At 75.1% G+C, this 16,800-nt stretch carries 12 protein-coding genes; 9 read left to right on the forward strand and 3 right to left on the reverse strand.

What is annotated here, in order from left to right; genetic code table 11:
* Window positions 1–3: 3 nt before the first annotated feature.
* Genes asnB through ACSRUE_RS37985 form a run of 3 tightly spaced genes read left to right on the forward strand, consistent with a single transcriptional unit; the run spans window position 4 to window position 4,429 of the window.
* Complete coding sequence (gene asnB, locus ACSRUE_RS37975) at window positions 4–2,046, forward strand: asparagine synthase (glutamine-hydrolyzing) (RefSeq protein WP_441287842.1); 2,043 nt, start codon at window positions 4–6, stop codon at window positions 2,044–2,046.
* Window positions 2,043–3,008: a diiron oxygenase gene (locus ACSRUE_RS37980; protein WP_441287843.1), complete on the forward strand. Its 966-nt coding sequence runs from the start codon at window positions 2,043–2,045 to the stop codon at window positions 3,006–3,008. The genes asnB and ACSRUE_RS37980 overlap by 4 nt, the downstream gene beginning before the upstream one ends.
* Window positions 3,005–4,429, forward strand: a complete 1,425-nt coding sequence (locus ACSRUE_RS37985) for a phospholipase D-like domain-containing protein (protein WP_441287844.1) — start codon at window positions 3,005–3,007, stop codon at window positions 4,427–4,429. The genes ACSRUE_RS37980 and ACSRUE_RS37985 overlap by 4 nt, the downstream gene beginning before the upstream one ends.
* 5 nt (window positions 4,430–4,434) lie before the next feature.
* On the opposite strand, the gene ACSRUE_RS37990 is transcribed toward ACSRUE_RS37985, so the two are convergent.
* A complete protein-coding gene (locus ACSRUE_RS37990) occupies window positions 4,435–5,223 on the reverse strand; it encodes a CPBP family intramembrane glutamic endopeptidase (protein ID WP_441287845.1) in 789 nt (262 codons plus the stop codon).
* Window positions 5,224–5,438: 215 nt separating this feature from the next.
* The gene (locus tag ACSRUE_RS37995; protein WP_441287846.1) at window positions 5,439–6,752 is read right to left on the reverse strand and encodes an MFS transporter; all 1,314 of its coding nucleotides are present in this window, start codon (window positions 6,750–6,752) and stop codon (window positions 5,439–5,441) included.
* A 360-nt stretch (window positions 6,753–7,112) separates the two neighbouring features.
* Here ACSRUE_RS37995 and ACSRUE_RS38000 point away from each other — a divergent pair, with 360 nt between their 5' ends.
* The 6 genes from ACSRUE_RS38000 (at window position 7,113) to ACSRUE_RS38025 (ending at window position 16,221) form a co-directional block, all read left to right on the forward strand.
* Window positions 7,113–8,396, forward strand: a complete 1,284-nt coding sequence (locus tag ACSRUE_RS38000; protein ID WP_437769058.1) for a hypothetical protein — start codon at window positions 7,113–7,115, stop codon at window positions 8,394–8,396.
* A gap of 155 nt (window positions 8,397–8,551) precedes the next feature.
* Entirely contained in the window at window positions 8,552–9,772 is a 1,221-nt protein-coding gene (locus ACSRUE_RS38005; RefSeq protein ID WP_437769059.1) for a hypothetical protein, read from the forward strand.
* The gene (locus tag ACSRUE_RS38010; protein WP_437769060.1) at window positions 9,773–10,804 is read left to right on the forward strand and encodes a diacylglycerol/lipid kinase family protein; all 1,032 of its coding nucleotides are present in this window, start codon (window positions 9,773–9,775) and stop codon (window positions 10,802–10,804) included.
* A 122-nt stretch (window positions 10,805–10,926) separates the two neighbouring features.
* A complete protein-coding gene (locus ACSRUE_RS38015) occupies window positions 10,927–12,585 on the forward strand; it encodes a protein kinase domain-containing protein (protein ID WP_441287847.1) in 1,659 nt (552 codons plus the stop codon).
* Between the two features lie 7 nt (window positions 12,586–12,592).
* A complete protein-coding gene (locus ACSRUE_RS38020) occupies window positions 12,593–15,211 on the forward strand; it encodes a Kelch repeat-containing protein (RefSeq protein ID WP_441287848.1) in 2,619 nt (872 codons plus the stop codon).
* Window positions 15,208–16,221: a hypothetical protein gene (locus ACSRUE_RS38025; RefSeq protein ID WP_441287849.1), complete on the forward strand. Its 1,014-nt coding sequence runs from the start codon at window positions 15,208–15,210 to the stop codon at window positions 16,219–16,221. The genes ACSRUE_RS38020 and ACSRUE_RS38025 overlap by 4 nt, the downstream gene beginning before the upstream one ends.
* 15 nt (window positions 16,222–16,236) lie before the next feature.
* Here ACSRUE_RS38025 and ACSRUE_RS38030 read toward each other — a convergent pair whose 3' ends face one another.
* Window positions 16,237–16,713 carry a hypothetical protein gene (locus ACSRUE_RS38030; protein WP_437299106.1) on the reverse strand — a complete coding sequence of 159 codons (477 nt, stop codon included), beginning with the start codon at window positions 16,711–16,713 and terminating at the stop codon, window positions 16,237–16,239.
* Window positions 16,714–16,800 lie beyond the last annotated feature (87 nt).

A 16,800-nucleotide genomic window follows, 5' to 3' on the forward strand; every position in this document is an offset into this window, starting at 1 on the left:
ATCATGTGCGGCATCGTCGGAGCGCTGGACCTCGCCGGGCGACGCACGTTCGATCCCGCGCGCCTCGACCGCATGGCGGCGAGCGTGCGGCACCGCGGTCCGGACGACGGCGCCTCCTTCTCAGCGCCAGGGATCGCCATGGCCACGCGGCGCCTCGCCATCGTCGACGTCGCGGGCGGCCGCCAGCCGATGGCCGACGCGGGCGGCCGCGTGTGGGTCTCGTACAACGGCGAGCTGTTCAACCACGCCGAGCTGCGCCGCGAGCTCGCCGCGCGCGGGCACACGCAGCGCACGCGGTGTGACACCGAGCTGTGGCCCGGGCTCTACCTCGACGCCGGCGAGGGCGCCTTCTCCCGCGCGCGCGGGCAGTTCGCCGTGGCGCTCTGGGATCGCGAGGCGCGCACGCTGCTGCTCGGCCGCGACCGGATCGGGATCTGCCCGCTCCACTACGCGGTGGCGGACGGCTGGCTCCTCTGGGCCTCGGAGATCAAGGCGATCCTGGCGAGCGGGCTCGTGCGCCCCGAGGCCGATCCGGCAGGGATCGACCACGTCTTCTCGCTGTTCGCCGCGGGCACGCAGCGGACGTGCTTCCGCGGCGTGCGCTCGATCTGGCCCGGGCACTACCTCCGCGCGCAGGGCGGCGCGGTGGAGCAGCGGCGCTACTGGGACCTGGATTTCCCGGCCCAGGGCGAGGAGCGGCGCGTCGCCTCGCTCGACGCGCTGATCGAGGAGACGCGCGCCTGCCTGCGCGACGCCGTGCGGCGCCGCCTCGTCTCCGACGGCCCGGTGGCGACGTACCTGAGCGGCGGGCTCGACTCGACGCTGGTGCTCGGCCTCGCCCGGGAGGCCCGCGGCGACGCGCCCATCGCGTCGTTCACCGTGGGCTTCGACGGCGCCGGGCCCGACGAGCGCCGCCGCGCGACCCGCAGCGCGGCGCGCCTGGGCGCGCGGCTCGAGACCCTGGTGCCCTCGCCTGCGGAGATCATAGAGACGCTCCCGCGCTTGGTGGAGGCCGCCGAGGGCCCCGTGATGGACACGGCCGACGGGTGCGTGCTCCTGCTGGCCGAGCGCGCCGCGCGCCGGGGGTTCAAGGTCGTGCTCACGGGCGAGGGCGCGGACGAGGCGATGGGCGGCTACGTCTGGCACAAGACCCACCGCGCCATGGAGCGCCTCGCCCGCGTCCACCCCGCCCTGCCGCGCGCGATCCGCAACACGCTGGCCGAGCTCGCGGCGCCCGGCACACCCGCGCCCACGTTCCAGGACCATTTCGGCGACGTTCGCCCGAGCCTCCTCGACCTGTACGAGCCGCTCTCCCGCGCGCGCTGGCTGTTCTATTCGGATACGATGGCCGAGCGCGTCGCGGGCCACGATCCGTTCTCCGAGCTCGACATCGCGCCAGCGCGGATGCGCCGCTGGGATCCGCTGAATCGGTCGCTCTACGTGGAGTACAAGCTGATGCTGGCCGGACACCTGCTGGTGGGCAAGGGCGACCGCGCGGCGATGCGCTCGGGCGTGGAGCACCGCTACCCCTTCCTCGACGAGGCCTTCGTCGACCTCGCGAGCGGCCTCTCGCCGGCGTACAAGCTCCGCGGGCTGCGGGAGAAGTGGCTCCTCCGCGAGGTGGCGCGGCGGGTGCTCCCGCGCGACGTCGCCGACCCGCCCAAGGGCATGTTCAAGGCCCACGCGCTCTGCGCGCTCGGGCCCCAGCCCCGCTGGATCGCGCAGCTCGTGAGCCCCGAGTCGCTGCGCAAGACGGGCTACTTCTCGCCCGCGAAGGTCGCGCGCGAGCAGCGCTTCCAGCGGATCCTGCCCGCGCTCGCCCCGCGGCGGATCGTCGCCGACGGGAGCTACACCGCCGTGGTCACCACGCAGCTGTGGCACCACCTCTTCCTCGGCGGCGGGCTGTGCGAGCTGCCCGCGTGGTCGCCGCCGGCGCCCGCGGCCGCAGACGAGCCCGCGGCCGCAGACGAGCGCGCGGCCGCAGACGAGCGCGCGGCCGCAGACGAGCGCGCGGCCGCGTCGACCGAGAGGACGGTCCCATCGTGAGCCTCCAGCTCTCCGCCGATCCCGCGCTCGCGGGCCACGAAGGCGGCCCTCGCACGCCGCCCCACGACGGAGAGGCCGCCTCGAGGGAGGACCGGCTCCACACGGCGGTGCGCCGGCGCTGGGACCGCATCGACTGGACGCGCCCGATCCCGCCCGGAGCGCTGGTGATCCCCGAGGCGCACTACATGGACGTCGCGGACCTCGGGCTCACCGAGCGCCAGCGCGTCGCGATCAACCGGCTGTTCGCGTGCTTCACGTGCGAGCTGTTCATCCACTTCGAGGGCTACGTGATCCGGTACCTCGAGCGGTCGGCCCACCGCGCGCCGTACCTGTCCGCGCCCGTCGTCGCCCGCTTCGTCGCCGAGGAGCGCACGCACGCGGAGATGTTCCGCCGGCTCCTGCACAGGCTCCGGCCGGATCTCTACCCGGCCGACGCGGCCCCACCGCGCTTCCTGCGCTGGGGCCGGGGCGACGACGCGGCGCTGCGCCTCGCCCCGGCGGGCACGTTCTTCCTGCTCGCGTGGTACTTCGAGGAGATCACGCTCTTCGTGCCGCGGGCGATCGAGGCCCGGCCCGATCAGAGCGCGGCGCTCGTCGCCGAGATCATGGCCCTGCACGCGCGCGAGGAGGCGCCGCACGTCGCCATCGACGAGCGCGTGCTCCTGCACCTGAACGAGCGCTGTCCGCGCTGGCTCGCCGCGATCCAGACGGCCCTCGCGCTGCCCTTCCTCGCGTACGTCGACGGCGTGGTCGGCGCCGCCTGGCGCCGCCTGGTGGCCTCGGCCGGCAGCGAGCTGGGCCTCGACGCCGCGCAGCGGCGGCGGCTCGGCGCGCGCGCCCCGACGCAGTCCGATCGCTGGGGCACCGAGAGCTTCACGCGCAAGCTGGAGGGCCGCGGGCTCGCGGGAGCACGGCCCCTCTGCTGGGCGCTGCGGCGCGCGCTGCGCCCGGACGCCGCGTGAGCTCCGGGCTCGCGTACATCGGCGACAGCCACGGCATCCTCTCCGCGTGCCGCGACCTCATCGAGGCCGCCGAGCGGAGCGTCGTCCTGCAGATGTACCTCTTCGCGGCGAACGGCGACCAGACAACGCTGCTGCCGCGCCCGGGCGCGTTCCCCTACGCCGACACCGTCGCCGACTGGCTCATCGCCAAGAAGCGCGCGCGGCCCGACGTGACCGTCGTCGTGCTCCTGGACAGCAACACGCCCGCGAACCCCGCCCTGACGCGGCGCCGCGGCGCGCTGGTGCGGAGGCGCCTCGCGGACGCGGGCGTCCTCGTGCTGAACGCCTGCCTGTTCGGCGCGCGGTTCGACCGGCGCCGCCGGCTGCTGCCCCGGATGAACTTCCACCTCGACCACGCGCGCGTGCGCGTGCCGATCGAGGACTGGGTCGAGCGCCAGAACCGCTGGCAGGTGCTGCACAACGTCGAGGACCACCGGAAGAACCTGGTGATCGACGGCGGGCGCGCCGGCGCGATCACGTCGCACAACTTCATCGACGCGGCGTTCGACTGGCACGAGAACCTGTTCTGGCTGACGGGCGCCGTGGCCCGCCGGCTCTGGTGCGTGGCGATGGCGGCGATCGGCGAGGCGCTCACCATTCCGCAGGCGATCGGTGACGAGGGCCGCGCCGCGCTCCACGCGCTCGTGTCCGACGCCGCGCGCGCCGCGCGCGGGCCCGACGATCTCGGGACGGAGGGCGCCTCCCCGACGCCCACGCTCGCGCCGGTGCCGGGGTACGCCGGCGGCCTGCGCGTCCCCCTCCCGCCGCCCGGCGCGTTCACCGTCGTGGGCGACGAGACGTGCGCGCTCGTCGAGCACGAGGCGATCCGCGCGCGCCTCGCGGACCTGTTCGACGGCGCGGAGGCGGGCGACGAGCTCCTCGTCGCGACAACGTACCTCTCGGACCTGCCGGTGCTCGAGACGCTCGAGCGCGCGGCGGCGCGCGGCGCCCGGGTGCGCGTGCTGATCGACTCCATCGACGCGCTCCCGCTGCCGCCCGCGGCGGCGTGGCTCATCCGCAGCCTGGTCAACCACCACGGGATCACCCGCGCGATCGAGGCCGAGGCGCGGTGGCCGGATCGCTTCGCGCTGCGCGTGCACGACTCGCGCGGCGGGGCGATGATGCACCTCAAGACCGCGGCGCGGCTGGGCGCTCGGCCGATGCTCGTGGGCGGCCAGGCCAACTTCACGCCCAACTCGTTCTCGCGCGCGTGGCTCGAGACCGACCTCGAGACCCGCGATCCGGCCTTCGTCGCCGCGTTCGCGGCGCACTTCGAGCGGCTCTGGGATCTGCCCGCCTCGCGGCGCGCGCCCCGCGGCCGGGGGGCGTGGGCGCGCTCGGCGCTCCTGGGCGCGTTCGAGCTGCTCGGCCTCCGGCCCTGACGCGCTCAGCGGAGCATGCCGATCACCAGGGCGGCGATCGTCGCGTCCGCGACGACGTGCGCGAGCACGGGCGCAAGGAGCCCGCGGGAGCGCTGCCGCAAGAGGCCCAGCATCACGGCCCAGCTGCCCGCCAGGAAGACGCCCAGCAGCCCCCGCGGGAACCCGTGCGCGTGCTGCGCGCCGAACGAGGCGGCCTGCAGGACCACCGCGACGCGCGCGCCCCACGCCGCCGCGAGGCTCGGCTGGAGCACGCCGCGCCAGATCACCTCCTCCAGCGTGGCGTTCAGCACGGCGAAGAGCGCGCCTCCCGCGATGAGCACCGGCGTCGACACCTGGAGCAGCTCCGACCCGGTGATGTCGCGGAGGTCGGGCCGGGCGAGCGCGAGCCACCCGACGAGCGCGACCGGCGTGACGCCGCCGACGAGCGCCGTCCAGCGCTTCGGGAGCCCGCCGGCCGCGCGCCAGCCGTCGGGCGGGCGCAGCGCGGGCGCGAGCCGCGCGAGGCCGCCGTAAGCCGCGAGCGCCAGGATCATGGCGAGCTGCCAGACGACGCCGAGGCGCATCGCCACCACGATGCACGCCACGAGCGCCGCGACGGCGCGCGCCGGCCCCTGCGCCGCGCGGGCCGCGAGCAGCGCCACCAGGGCCGCGGCCGCCGCGACGGCGAGCGTCGCGCGCGGGAACGCGGGCGCGTCGAGCGCGGCCTGGAGCGCCAGGAGGCCGAGGGACACGAGGCTCAGCGCGCGGTCGGCGCGCGCCGCCGGCTCGGAGAGGGCGGACGAGGGCTCTTGCATCGGGATCGCGCGGACGAGTCCAATCTACCTGGTTCCACTCGCCAGAAGGCCGGCCAGGGATCCGGAGGGAGAATTCAACGCCAAGGCGCCAAGGCGCAAAGGCGCAAGAAAGACAAATGTCCTGCATTTTTGCGTCTTTGCGCCTTGGCGCCTTTGCGTTGAGCTCTCTCTCCGCTCGCGACGCAGATCCCTCGTGGGATTCCGACCCGCGGGAACTAGTCGCGCGGCACCAGGCGCGACAGGACGACCCCCGGGATCGACGCCGCGAACGCGATCGCGAAGAACGCCGTGAACCCCGCGCTGGCGGCCAGGTAGCCGCTCGCGCTGCCGGCGAACGTCGCGGAGACCGACATGAGCGCCGAGCCGATCGCGAAGTGCGACGACTTGTACCCGTCCACGCAGCGCCGCATCAGGAACACCGCGAGCACCGCAGTCCCGACGCCGGCGGCGAGCTGCTCGAGCGTGACGAGCGCGACGATCCACGGGAGCGCCGGCCGCGCCCACGCGAGCGCCACGTACAGCAGGATCGCCAGGCTCTGCACGAGCGCGATCGGGAAGATGGTCCGCGCGAGCCCCCACCGCTTGATGATCACCCCGCCGAGGATCGAGCCGGCGATCGAGGCGACCGTCCCGACGCCACCCACGTTGCCTCGCGCCGCCGTGTCGAGGCCGAGGCTCTTCAGCAGCGGCGACGACATCGCGAACATGAGCGCGTCCCCTGCCCGGTAGCAGAGGATGAACGCCAGGCTCGACGCGATCTGCGGCTGCCGCAGGTACACACGGAACGGCTCGATGTAGCGCCGCAGCCCGGTCGCTCCGGGCGCGGCGCCGGCTCCGGGCGTCGCGGCCGGGCGCGGCAGCCCCGCGGCGTGCGCGATCGCGAGCAGCGCGAGCCCGCCTGCCGCGACGGCGAACGCCGCGCCAAAGGACGCCCAGCCCGCGAACGCGACCAGCAGCGCGCCCGCGAGCAGCGCGAGCCGGTACGCGCCGACCCGCAGCCCGGAGAACGCCGCCTGCGCGTCCTTGTCGAGCGCCTGCAGGTAGAAGCCGTCGACCGCGATGTCGTGCGTCGCCGCGGCGACCGCGACCGCCCCGAACAGCGCCGCCACGAGCCATATCGCGCCGCTGTCCGCCGCCGCGGCGAGCCCGAGGACGATCGCGGCGAGGGCGATCTCGACCGCCACGAGCCAGCGCCGCGGGCTGCCGTGGAGGTCGACCAGCGGGCTCCAGAGGAACTTGAGGTTCCACGGGAGCCCGTAGAGCGACGTCAGCCCGATGATCTCCAGGCTCGCCCCCGCCGCCGTGAAGAACTCCCCCGCCACCTTGTGCGCGATCGCGTAGGGCAGGCCCTCGGCAAAGTAGGTCGACGAGATCCACAGGCCCCGGCTCGCCCCTCCCGCCGCCGCGTCGGGCGCCACCGCCGCGCCGGGCGCCTCCGAGGAGGCGCCACGCCTCGGCGCCTCCGCTCCCGGCTCGGGCAGCGCCGCGCGCGCCGGGGCCGCGGGCTCGACGGGCTTGTGGGATGTCACGGCAGCCTCCACGCCTTCTCCGGACCCTTACACGATGCGCCCCGGCACGGAGCAAGTTCCAGGACGCCCGACCGCGGCGCCCGACCGTGGAAGCAAACACGACGCCGTGAGGCCGCGAGGCCGCGAGGACGCAGCGGACGCCATCGCGAGCGACGCTGTGGTATCGGTCCGGCATCTGGTTTAAACGGTGAACTGCATGCGACGGGCTCACGCTCCCTCGGTGTCCCCCTGCCGTCACGGCGGCGACGCCGATCGTGGCGCTTCGTGCCGCTCCGGCCGTGCGGCCGCGCTCGCGCGCGCCGACCTCGCGCCGACCCGGCCGGCGCCTTGCCCATCTCCGGTCTTTCCGAGGGAGCCAGCGTGAACGAGTACACCCGGCGCGAGGAGGTCCGCGCCACCTTCATCGCCTCGGCCATCCTCGTCCTGTGCATCGCCGTGGCGGTCCTCCGGCTCGTCACCGTGGAGGGCAGGCTCGTCCCCGACCCGGGCGCGCGGCGCCAGGCCGAGGAGGCCGAGGCCCGCGTCGCGCCCGCGCGGGCGTGCGCCCTCGCCGGCGAGAAGCTGATCGTCGAGATCGACCTGTTCAAGGCCGCCGCGAAATCGGCGCGCATGCCCGACCCGGGCGCGGCGCCCCCCGCGCCGCCGCCGCCGCCGGCGACGACCACGAAGGGGCGCGCGCCCCGCAACGCGCCGCCGCCGCCGAAGCCCAAGGAGCCGGACAAGCAGGGCGCGTGGGCCTCCGCCCAGCCGCTCTACAAGCAGGTCAAGACCCTCGCGGGCTGCCGCGAGGCGACCGAGGCGCTCCTGGGGGCCCGGGTGAACGCCATCCCCGCCTGGGAGGCCATCACCAAGGCGGCCGCGATCACGCCGCCAGGCGCCGCGGAGGCCGAGCAGTTCGAGGCGGCGAAGCAGCTGCTCTCGCTCGTCGCCGACATCCCGGCCGACAAGGTCGCGCAGGCCACGAAGGACGCCGAGGCGGCGTTCAAGGCGAACGCGGAGCGCGACCGGGATCGCGCGGTCACCGCGATGGTCCGCGAGCCCCTGCCTCAGGGCGTCTTCTCGCGGCGCGTGGCCGTGAGCGTCGGCGTCGGGCTGACGGTCTGCGCCCTCTTCATCAGCTACCTGGGCGTGCGGGCCGCCTCGATGCGCCGCCTCGCGACGCTGCTCCCGCTGCGCGACGCGGTCCGCAGCGGACGCCCGGGCATGCAGGCCGCGGAGATCCTGAAGACCGCCGCGGCGCACAACAGCGGCGAGCCCGGCCTCGTGATCGGCGCCGCCATCGGCGGGTTCTCCGCGGCCCTCCTCGCCCCGAGGGACGCCGACCTGTTCGTCGCGGGCGTCATGGCGGGCCTCCTCATCGGCCTCGGCGCGCAGTGGGCCTTCCGCCTCGCCCTCGGCGCGGGCCGCTGGCGCGCCCGCACCACGGAGCTCGCCGAGGTCGAGAAGCCGGCCATCCCCATCGTGCTCGTCCTGAGCGGCGTGAAGCCCGGCCTCGAGCTCGAGTTCATCCAGTTCCTCCGCTCGCTGCCCCCCGGCGACGCCGCCGCGGCGGTCGAGAAGCTCGCCTCCCAGGCCGAGGAGCGCATCCTCGCCGCCGCCGACGCGGGCGCCGCCCTCACCCACGGGAAGCCGCCGCCAGGGTGACGCCGCCTGTGTGACGCCGGCCGGCGCAGGGGGCGCGCCTGCCCCTGCACGACCACGGAGCTCCCGCGGGGTGTCCCCGCGAACACAGCGCGGCGGCGCCCCTGCACCGAGCGCTCGATCCGCACGCCGTTCCATGGAATGGAGGCGCTCCCGACATGAGACACCCCCTGCAGGCCCGCCGGCCGTCCGGGCGATGGGCGCTCCTCTCGCTGCTCGCCGCCACCTGGTGGCTCGCCGCGCCGCCTGCAGCGGCGCAGGACACGGCCGCTCCGAACGCCGCGCCGCAGGCCGACAACGCTCCGCCCGCGACGCACGCCGCCTCGCTGCAGGCCGATGGCCCTCCGGCCGCGGCGCAGGCCGACAGCCTTCCGGCGGAGGGCGGCACGCCCCCGACGGACGGAGCCGCCGGGGCCGGCGCGCCGTCGGGCGGCGCGGGCGGTGCCGGCGGCGCGGGCGGCGCGACCTCGGACGCGCGCGATCCGGCCGAGCGCAGCGCAGCGCGGCGCGACAGGCCCGGGGCGACGAGCAGCCGCGCCACCCCCTCGAAGAAGCGCCGCGGCGACATCAACCCGTGCATGACGCCCGATCCGGGCTGGGGCGTCTACGACCGGTGGTCCCGCGCGCCCTCGATCGGGCAGATGATCATGCCCCACCGGGGCGGGGTCACGAAGCGCGGCGGCTTCGACGTCATCATCCACTTCCACGGCCACGAGGCGCTCCGGAAGGAGTTCGTGAAGACCGCCGAGGGCGCCGTCCTCGTCGGCATCGACCTGGGCATCGGCTCGGGCGCGTACTCGAGCGCGTTCTCGGCGCCGTACGTCTTCGAGAACCTGCTCGACAGCATCGAGCGCGCCGTCGCGAAGAAGACCGGCAAGAAGAAGGCCTACATCCGCAAGCTCGGCCTCTCGTCGTGGAGCGCGGGCTACGGCGCCGTCGAGCAGATCCTGCGGCAGCCGGCCGGCAAGCGGGTCGACGCCCTCGTGCTGCTCGACTCGCTCCACGCCGGGTACGCCGACGAGCGGCAGCACAAGCTCAAGGTCGCGCAGATCGAGCCGTTCATCGCGTTCGCGAGGCGCGCCGCGGCGGGCGAGGCGTTCATGTTCATGAGCCACTCCTCCATCCTGCCGCCCGGCTACGCGTCGACGGCGGAGACGGCGAGCTTCATCGTGCGGCAGCTGCGGGGCAAGCTGAGGGGCTCCTCCCGCGCCGACGTGCTCGGCCTCGACATGATCCAGCGCTTCGACCGCGGCGACTTCCACGTCCGCGGGTACACCGGCGACGACAAGCCCGATCACTGCGCCCACCTCGGCCTGATGGCGGACGTCGTGCGGGTCCACCTCAACCCGCGGTGGAAGTCGCCGCGAGGCCGGCGCTAGATGGGCGGCATCGGCGTCATCATCAACCCCCGCTCGCGCCAGAACCTGAGCGATCCCCGCGCGGCGGTCCGGCTCGCGCGCGCGCTCGGCGATCACGGCGTCGTCCGCACCGCGCGCTCCCGCGAGGACCTCGCCCGGATCGCGGAGGACTTCCGGAAGCTCGACATCGACGTGCTCGGCATCTCGGGGGGCGACGGTACGAACCACGTCACCATCACCGGCTTCCTCGACGTCTACGAGGACGAGCCGCTGCCGCCGATCGCCTTCCTGCGCGGCGGGACGATGAACACCGTGGCCAACGCCGTGGGCGTCCCCCGCGGGCGCCCCGACGGCCTGCTCGCGGGGCTCATCGCCCGCTACACCGACCGCGGCCGGCACCCGCTGCGCTGGGTCGAGCGCCACGTGATGCAGATCGGCGCCCACTACGGCTTCATCTTCGGCACCGGCTGCGTCCACGGCTTCATCGCCGAGTACAACCGCAGCGAGGAGCGGAACGCGCTCTGGGCCGCGAAGGTCCTCGCCAGCGCGAGCGCCGCCGTGCTCCTCAAGACCGCCACCCAGGTCGCCGCGCGCTGGGAGGGCCGCGTCCACTTCGAGGACGGCTCGGCGTTCCCGGACCGCGACTACCTCGCCGTCGCCGCCGGCACGGTGGACCAGATCGGCCTCGGGTTCCGCCCGTTCCACCGCCACGACGAGCGCCCGGAGAGCTTCCACATGCTGGGCATCCACACCTCCGCGCTGGGCTTCGTCAGGAAGCTGCCCGACATCTGGCGAGCGCGGCCGATGGGCGAGGCGCACACGTTCGAGAAGATCGCCCGGCGCGCGGTGCTCGAGGCCAGGTCGGGCGTGGTCCACTACGTCTGCGATGGCGACGTGCACGAGCACGCGGGCCCGCTCACCGTGCGCATCGGCCCGCGGGTGAAGATCCTCGTGGAGCACAAGGCCGGCCATCGCCCCGCCCGCGCCCGGCGCACGTCGCACGATGTGTGCACCCGCGGCGAGCGCGCGCATCCCTGCGGAATCGTACGCTGATCATGCATGGATCATGCGCTGACCATGCGCCGGCGGCGCGCCGGCGCGCGGGCAGGCAGCGACGTACGGGTGCGCGAGACCATGGCTGTGAGAGGCCAGCAAAGTTAGACTGCGGTCGCTCCATGCCGCCGCGCTCCTCCTCCGCGCCCGCCTCGACCCCGCGGCCCGAGGGCGCGAGCCGCTCGTTCGCCTCTTCGGCGGCGTTCCCGCGCGCCAGCGCTCCGGACTCGCTCGACCCGGAGCTGCTCGATCCGTCCCTCGTGACACCGCCTCCGGAGGCCGGCGCGCCGTCGCCCGCTCCGGGACGGGCGGCGCGGCGCATCTACCGTGAGGGAGACGTGATCGGCGGCAAATACCGCCTGCGCTACGTCCTCGGCGAGGGCGGCATGGGCATGGTGTGGCTGGCCCACAACGACGTCCTCAACATCGACGTCGCCATCAAGTTCATCCGGCGCGAGGTCAGCTCGACCGAGGCGACGGTGCGGCTCCACCAGGAGGCGCGCGCCGCCGCGCGGATCGATCACCCCTCGATCGTCCGCGTGATCGACTTCGGGGAGTCCGAGCACCGCGACCCGTACATCGTGATGGAGGTGCTCCGGGGAGAGCAGCTGGTCGAGGCGATCGAGCGCAGGAAGCGCTTCTCCCCCGCGGCGGCCCTCCGCATCCTCCTGCCCATCGCGAGCGCCGTCGCCGCGGCGCACGACCGCAGGATCGTCCACCGCGATCTCAAGCCCGAGAACATCTTCCTCGTGAAGAACGATCGCGGCGACATCACCCCGAAGATCGTCGATTTCGGCATCGCCAAGGTGTGGAGCGAGACGGCGAGCGGCGAGATGACCAAGGCGGGCACGGTGCTCGGCAGCCCCGATTACATGTCGCCCGAGCAGGCGCGCGGCATCACCGACGTCGACGGGCAGACCGACGTCTGGGCGTTCGCCGTGGTGCTCTACGAGACGATCACCGGCCAGAAGCCGTTTCAGGGCGGCAACTACCACGACCTCGTGGCGGCGATCCTCGTGAAGGATCCGACGCCGATCACCGCGCTCGGCGTGGGCGACGAGGCGCTGTGGGCCATCATCGCGCGCGGCCTCGGGAAGGAGCGCTTCAACAGGTGGCGGACCATGCGCGAGATGGGCGTCGCCCTCGCGCGGTGGGCGACCGAGAACGGCGTCGTGGAGGACGTGACCGGGACCTCGCTCGCCGTGCACTGGCTGAGCGACGGCGAGCAGCGGCCCCTCTCCGAGCGGCCGGCGGTGCGGGCGCAGCAGCGGCGCATCTCCGAGCGGCCGGCGGCGCGGGCGCGGAGGAGCGGCGAGGACCACCAGGAGGTCGCTGTACATCCTGTCCACCAGGAGGCCGCGCGCCAGACCGCGGATCGGCGGCGCGCCGCCGTCGTCGCGGCGGCGGGGCTGGCGACGCTCGTGATCCTCGGCGCCGCGCTGTTCTCCCTGCGCGCCATGACCGCGCGGGACGGCAGCGCCGAGCCCGCGCCCGCGGCGCCGCCCGCGGCGTCGCAGGGCCAGCCGCAGGCCGCCGCCGCACCATCGACCGAGCAGGGCCCCGCGCCCGAGAGCCGCCCCGAGCCGGCCCGCACGGCCGAGCCGCAGCCCTCGGCCGGCGCGGCCCGCGTCGGACCGGCGGAGAGCCCCACCGCGAGCGCCAACGCGCGGGAGCCCGCGCCGGCGCCCCGGAGCGCCGGCTCGCGACGGACCGCGCCCTCACGGGCGGGCGCGAAGACCTCTGGTGCTGCCTTGCCGGTCCCGGCCCGGCCGAACTTCTAGCGTCGCGATGTCTTCCAAGGAAAGCCCCGCGCGCGAGGCGCGACATCGAAGGCCCACGACCGGCGCGCGCTGGCCGCTGCTGCTCGCGCTGGCCGTGCTCACCGGCGCCTGCTCGCTGCTCGCGGAGAGCGCCCTCTCCGACAAACCTTCCGAGGGCGGCCAGGGCGCGAGCTCGACGGGCGGCGGCTGCGCGCCCGACTGCCCGGACGGCGCCTGCTGCGGCGGTACGTGCGTCGCGCTGGACATGGACCGGGAGCACTGCGGCGCCTGCGGCAACGCGTGCGGTGACGGGGAGTCGTGCTGCGGCGGGTCGTGCACCAACGTGCTGAACGATCCGTCGCACTGCGGCGCGTGCGGCGTTCCGTGCCCGCACACCCTCTGCGTGGGCGGCCACTGCTCGTCCGAGTGCGTCTTCGGCTTCGACAACTGCGACGGGAACGTCGTCACCAACGGCTGCGAGGTCGATCTCAAGAGCGATCCCGAGCGCTGCGGCGGCTGCTCGCTCCGTTGCCCCGCAGGCGCGATCTGCGACGGGGGGCAGTGCGCGTGCGCGCCGTCGCTCCTCGACTGCGACAACCTCCACGACACGGGGTGCGAGATCGACGGCTCCTCGGATCCCGCGAACTGCGGCGCCTGCGGCGTCACCTGCGGGCCGAACATGGAGTGCCGGGCCGGCGTGTGCGGGTGCGCGCCGGGGCACGCCGACTGCAACGGCTCGCCCGACGACGGCTGCGAGGCCACGCTCGGGACAGAGGCGGACTGCCGGGCCTGCGGGGATGCCTGCGCGAGCGGCATGATCTGCGATGGCCGCGGCGGCTGCGCCTGCGCGAGCGGGCGCCTCGACTGCGACGGCGCGCCCGGCTGTGAGGCGATCGCCATCGACCCGACGACCTGCGGCGCGTGCGACGTGCGGTGCACGCCGGAGGCGGCCTACTGCGACGGCGCGGCGTGCGCGGCCGGCTGCGCCGCCGGCCTCACCGCGTGCGACTCCTCGTGCGTCGACACGCAGGTCAGCCCGTTCCACTGCGGCGCGTGCGGAATCGCCGCGGGGCCGCACCAGCGCTGCGACCGAGGCGCGCTGGTGTGCGACGAGGGCTTCGCGGACTGCGACCCGGTCGCCCCGGGCTGCGAGTCCGATCTCACCAGGGATCCGCGGCACTGCGGCGCGTGCGGCACCGCCTGCAAGCCGGGCGCCGTGTGCGCCTCCGGCGCGTGCGCGTGCGGGGCGCTCACGCCGCGCGACTGCGGCGCGGCGTGCCGCGCCTGCTGCTCGGACGAGGACTGCTCGGACGGCGACGGCTGCACCGCCGACGTGTGCGAGGACGGCGGCGCGAGGTGCAAGAGCACGGGCTGCGCCGGCGGAGAGCAGTGCTGCAGCCTCGTCGCGTGCCGCCAGTGCTGCACCAGCGCGGACTGCAGCGGGGGCGAGATCTGCTCCGGCGGCGCCTGCATCCCGCCCTGCGGAGGCGGCCTCGTGGCCTGCGAGGGCGCGTGCGTCAGCCTGGGCTCGGCCGAGCACTGCGGCGCGTGCGGGAACGCCTGCCTGAGCGGGCGCGAGTGTCGCGCCGGCGAGTGCACGCCCGCGTGGGCCCCGATGACGAGGACCGGCGCGCCCGCGCCGCGGCAGATGGCCGCGGCGACCTGGATCGGGAACGCGCTCTTCCTGTGGGGCGGCCGCACGTTGGTCGGGGACGTGGGCGACGGGGCGCTCTACGATCCGGCGCGCGACACGTGGTCGGCGCTGGGCAACGAGGGCGCCCCCTCGCCTCGCGTGCTCGCGACCGCGGCGTGGACGGGCTCCCGGGTGCTCGTCTGGGGCGGCGGCTCGTTCGGGAGCCCGCTCGGGCTGTCCACCGGCGGCGTGTACGACCCGGCGGCGCGGACCTGGCGCGCGATGAGCACCACCAACGCCCCCGCGGCGCGGCGGATGCCGATCGGCGTGTGGACCGGCACGCGCCTCCTGATCTGGGGCGGCTCCTCGGGCGGCGCCCCGGTCGCCGGCGGCGGGCTCTACAACCCGGTCGCCGACGCATGGACGCCGGTCTCCAGCGCCGGCGCGGCCCCTGCGCGCGAAGGCGTCGCGTGGGCCTGGTCGGGCACGGAGCTCTACCTGTTCGGCGGGGAGGCCGACCAGGCGATCACGAACGAGGGGTACGCCTACAACCCCACCACCGACGTCTGGCGGTCGCTGCCCAGCGCCGACGCGCCGAGCCCGAGGACCGAAGCGTTCGCGGTCTGGATGGGCGATCGGCTCCTCGTCTGGGGCGGGCAGGACCAGGCGGGCGTCGCCCGCAAGGGCGGCGCGATCTACGATCCGGCGGCCGACGCGTGGCGCGGGATCGACGACAAGGGGGCCCCCTCGGAGCGCAGCCGCGTCGAGCGGCGCACCGGCTGGACCGGGTGGACCGGCGCGCGCGCCCTCGTCGCCGGCGGGCGGAGCGGCGTGACGCTCAGGCGAGACGGGAAGCTCTACGATCCGATGACGATGGCGTGGGGAGCGAACATGTCGGCCGCGAGCAAGCAGCACGCCTACGGCGTGGGCGTGTGGACGGGGACCGAGCTCATCTTGTGGTCCGGGCTCGAGGGGTTCTCGCTGGTGCCCGACGGGGAGCGGTTCAGGCCGTGACGCCGCGGCGGACGCGCGCGCCCTCGGGCGTCCTGGCGCTCCTCGTCGCGGCCGCGATGCTCGCCGCGCCCGCGCCCGCCGCGGCCCAGAGCGCGGCCGACGTCGCCGTCGCGCGCGAGATCTTCATCGAGGCCTCCGAGCTCGCCAGGCAGGGCCGCTGGGAGCAAGCGCGGGAGCGGTACGAGCGCTCGCTCGCGATCAAGCGCGCGCCGATCACCCTCTACAGCCTCGGGGTGGCCCAGCAGCAGACGGGGCAGCTCGTCGAGGCGCTCGAGAACTTCCGCGCGTTCCTGGTCGAGCCGTCCGCGCCTGCGACAAAAGGGTACGAGAAGCTCGCGCGGCAGGCGATCCAGGAGCTCGAGCACAAGGTCGCGGCGCTCGAGCTGCGGCTCTCCCCGGGCGACGCCGTCGGCCTCGAGGTGAAGATCGACGGCGTCGTGGTGCCCGCGGCGGCGCTCGATCGCCCGCGCCCGGTCAACCCCGGGGATCACACGGTGACCGCGAGCGCGCCGGGCTACCGCGACGCCGAGCGGAGCGTCGCAGCGGCGCCGGGGAGCCGCGCCGTCGTCGTGCTGAGCCTCGAGCGCGAGGTCGTCGCGCCGGCAGCGCCCGCCGGGCCGAGGGTGTCCTCGACGAGCGCTCCGGCGAGCGTCGCGCCGGCCAGACCGGTCCTGCGCGGCGCCGCGCCGGGCTCCGCGCCCGACGCTGCGTCGAGCCGCGTGGTGCCGATCGTGCTGCTCGCCGGCGGTCTGACCACCGTGGCGGCCGGCGCGGCCATCGGGCTGCTCGGGGTCGCGAGCGCGTCCGACGCACCGACGCGGGACGGGGACGCCGCCGACGCCGCGCGCGCCCAGGCGCTCGCGGGCGACATCGTCGCTGGCGCCGGCCTCCTCGCGGCGGGCGTCGGCGTGCTCGTGATGGTCTTCGACCGCGATCCCGCCGGCGCCCCGCGCAAGCAGCCCCCGCCGCGCGCCTCCCTCGACCCGTTCCGCCTCACCGTGCGCTTCTGACCTCCGACGCGGGAGCTAGGCCTTCGGCATCTCCCTGCGGTCGAGGTTCACCACCACGAACGCGCCGTAATTCAGGACCGTGAGCGAGTCCTCGTCCACGATGAGCACGCGGACGCACTGGGGCGGAGATGGCGCGAGCAGGTCGACGTACGGATCGAACGGCGCCTCGTCCACGGGCGGCAGCACGGCGTGCAGGAACTCGTGGAGCCGCGCGCGGTGGTCGACGAGGACGCTCGCGCCCGGCGCCTCCGCGCTGCCCCGCGCGTCGATCCGGAAAAACGCCCGGCGCGCCGCCGGGGACACGACGAGGATCGCCGCGTCCGTCACCTCGATCTCGCTGGACGTGCACAGCCGCTCGACGCGACGGCTCACGGCCTCCTCCACCGTCTGGAACAGCCGCAGCCGCCGGCGCTGCCCTTCCGTGAGGCCCGGCTCCTCGATGTAGGCCTCGAGGCTGCACCCGCGCATGTTCCGCTCGCACCCGTACGTCATGCGTCTGCACCGTGGCTCGGTCTGCTCACCCGCCTCTGGCAGCCGGGTCGGACAGCCGTCACGCCTCCCCGCACGGGCGCTCATGCA

Source organism: Sorangium sp. KYC3313 (assembly GCF_052075895.1).
In the GTDB taxonomy this organism is placed as follows: domain Bacteria; phylum Myxococcota_A; class Polyangia; order Polyangiales; family Polyangiaceae; genus Sorangium; species Sorangium cellulosum_B.

Bases quoted from the DNA above. Each gene is read 5' to 3' on its own strand.
- asnB (WP_441287842.1), top strand. From the start codon at position 4: ATGTGCGGCATCGTCGGAGCGCTGGACCTCGCCGGGCGACGCACGTTC.
- ACSRUE_RS37990 (WP_441287845.1), bottom strand. From the start codon at position 5,223: ATGCAAGAGCCCTCGTCCGCCCTCTCCGAGCCGGCGGCGCGCGCCGAC.
- ACSRUE_RS38005 (WP_437769059.1), top strand. From the start codon at position 8,552: ATGAGACACCCCCTGCAGGCCCGCCGGCCGTCCGGGCGATGGGCGCTC.
- ACSRUE_RS38010 (WP_437769060.1), top strand. From the start codon at position 9,773: ATGGGCGGCATCGGCGTCATCATCAACCCCCGCTCGCGCCAGAACCTG.
- ACSRUE_RS38015 (WP_441287847.1), top strand. From the start codon at position 10,927: ATGCCGCCGCGCTCCTCCTCCGCGCCCGCCTCGACCCCGCGGCCCGAG.
- ACSRUE_RS38020 (WP_441287848.1), top strand. From the start codon at position 12,593: ATGTCTTCCAAGGAAAGCCCCGCGCGCGAGGCGCGACATCGAAGGCCC.
- ACSRUE_RS38030 (WP_437299106.1), bottom strand. From the start codon at position 16,713: ATGACGTACGGGTGCGAGCGGAACATGCGCGGGTGCAGCCTCGAGGCC.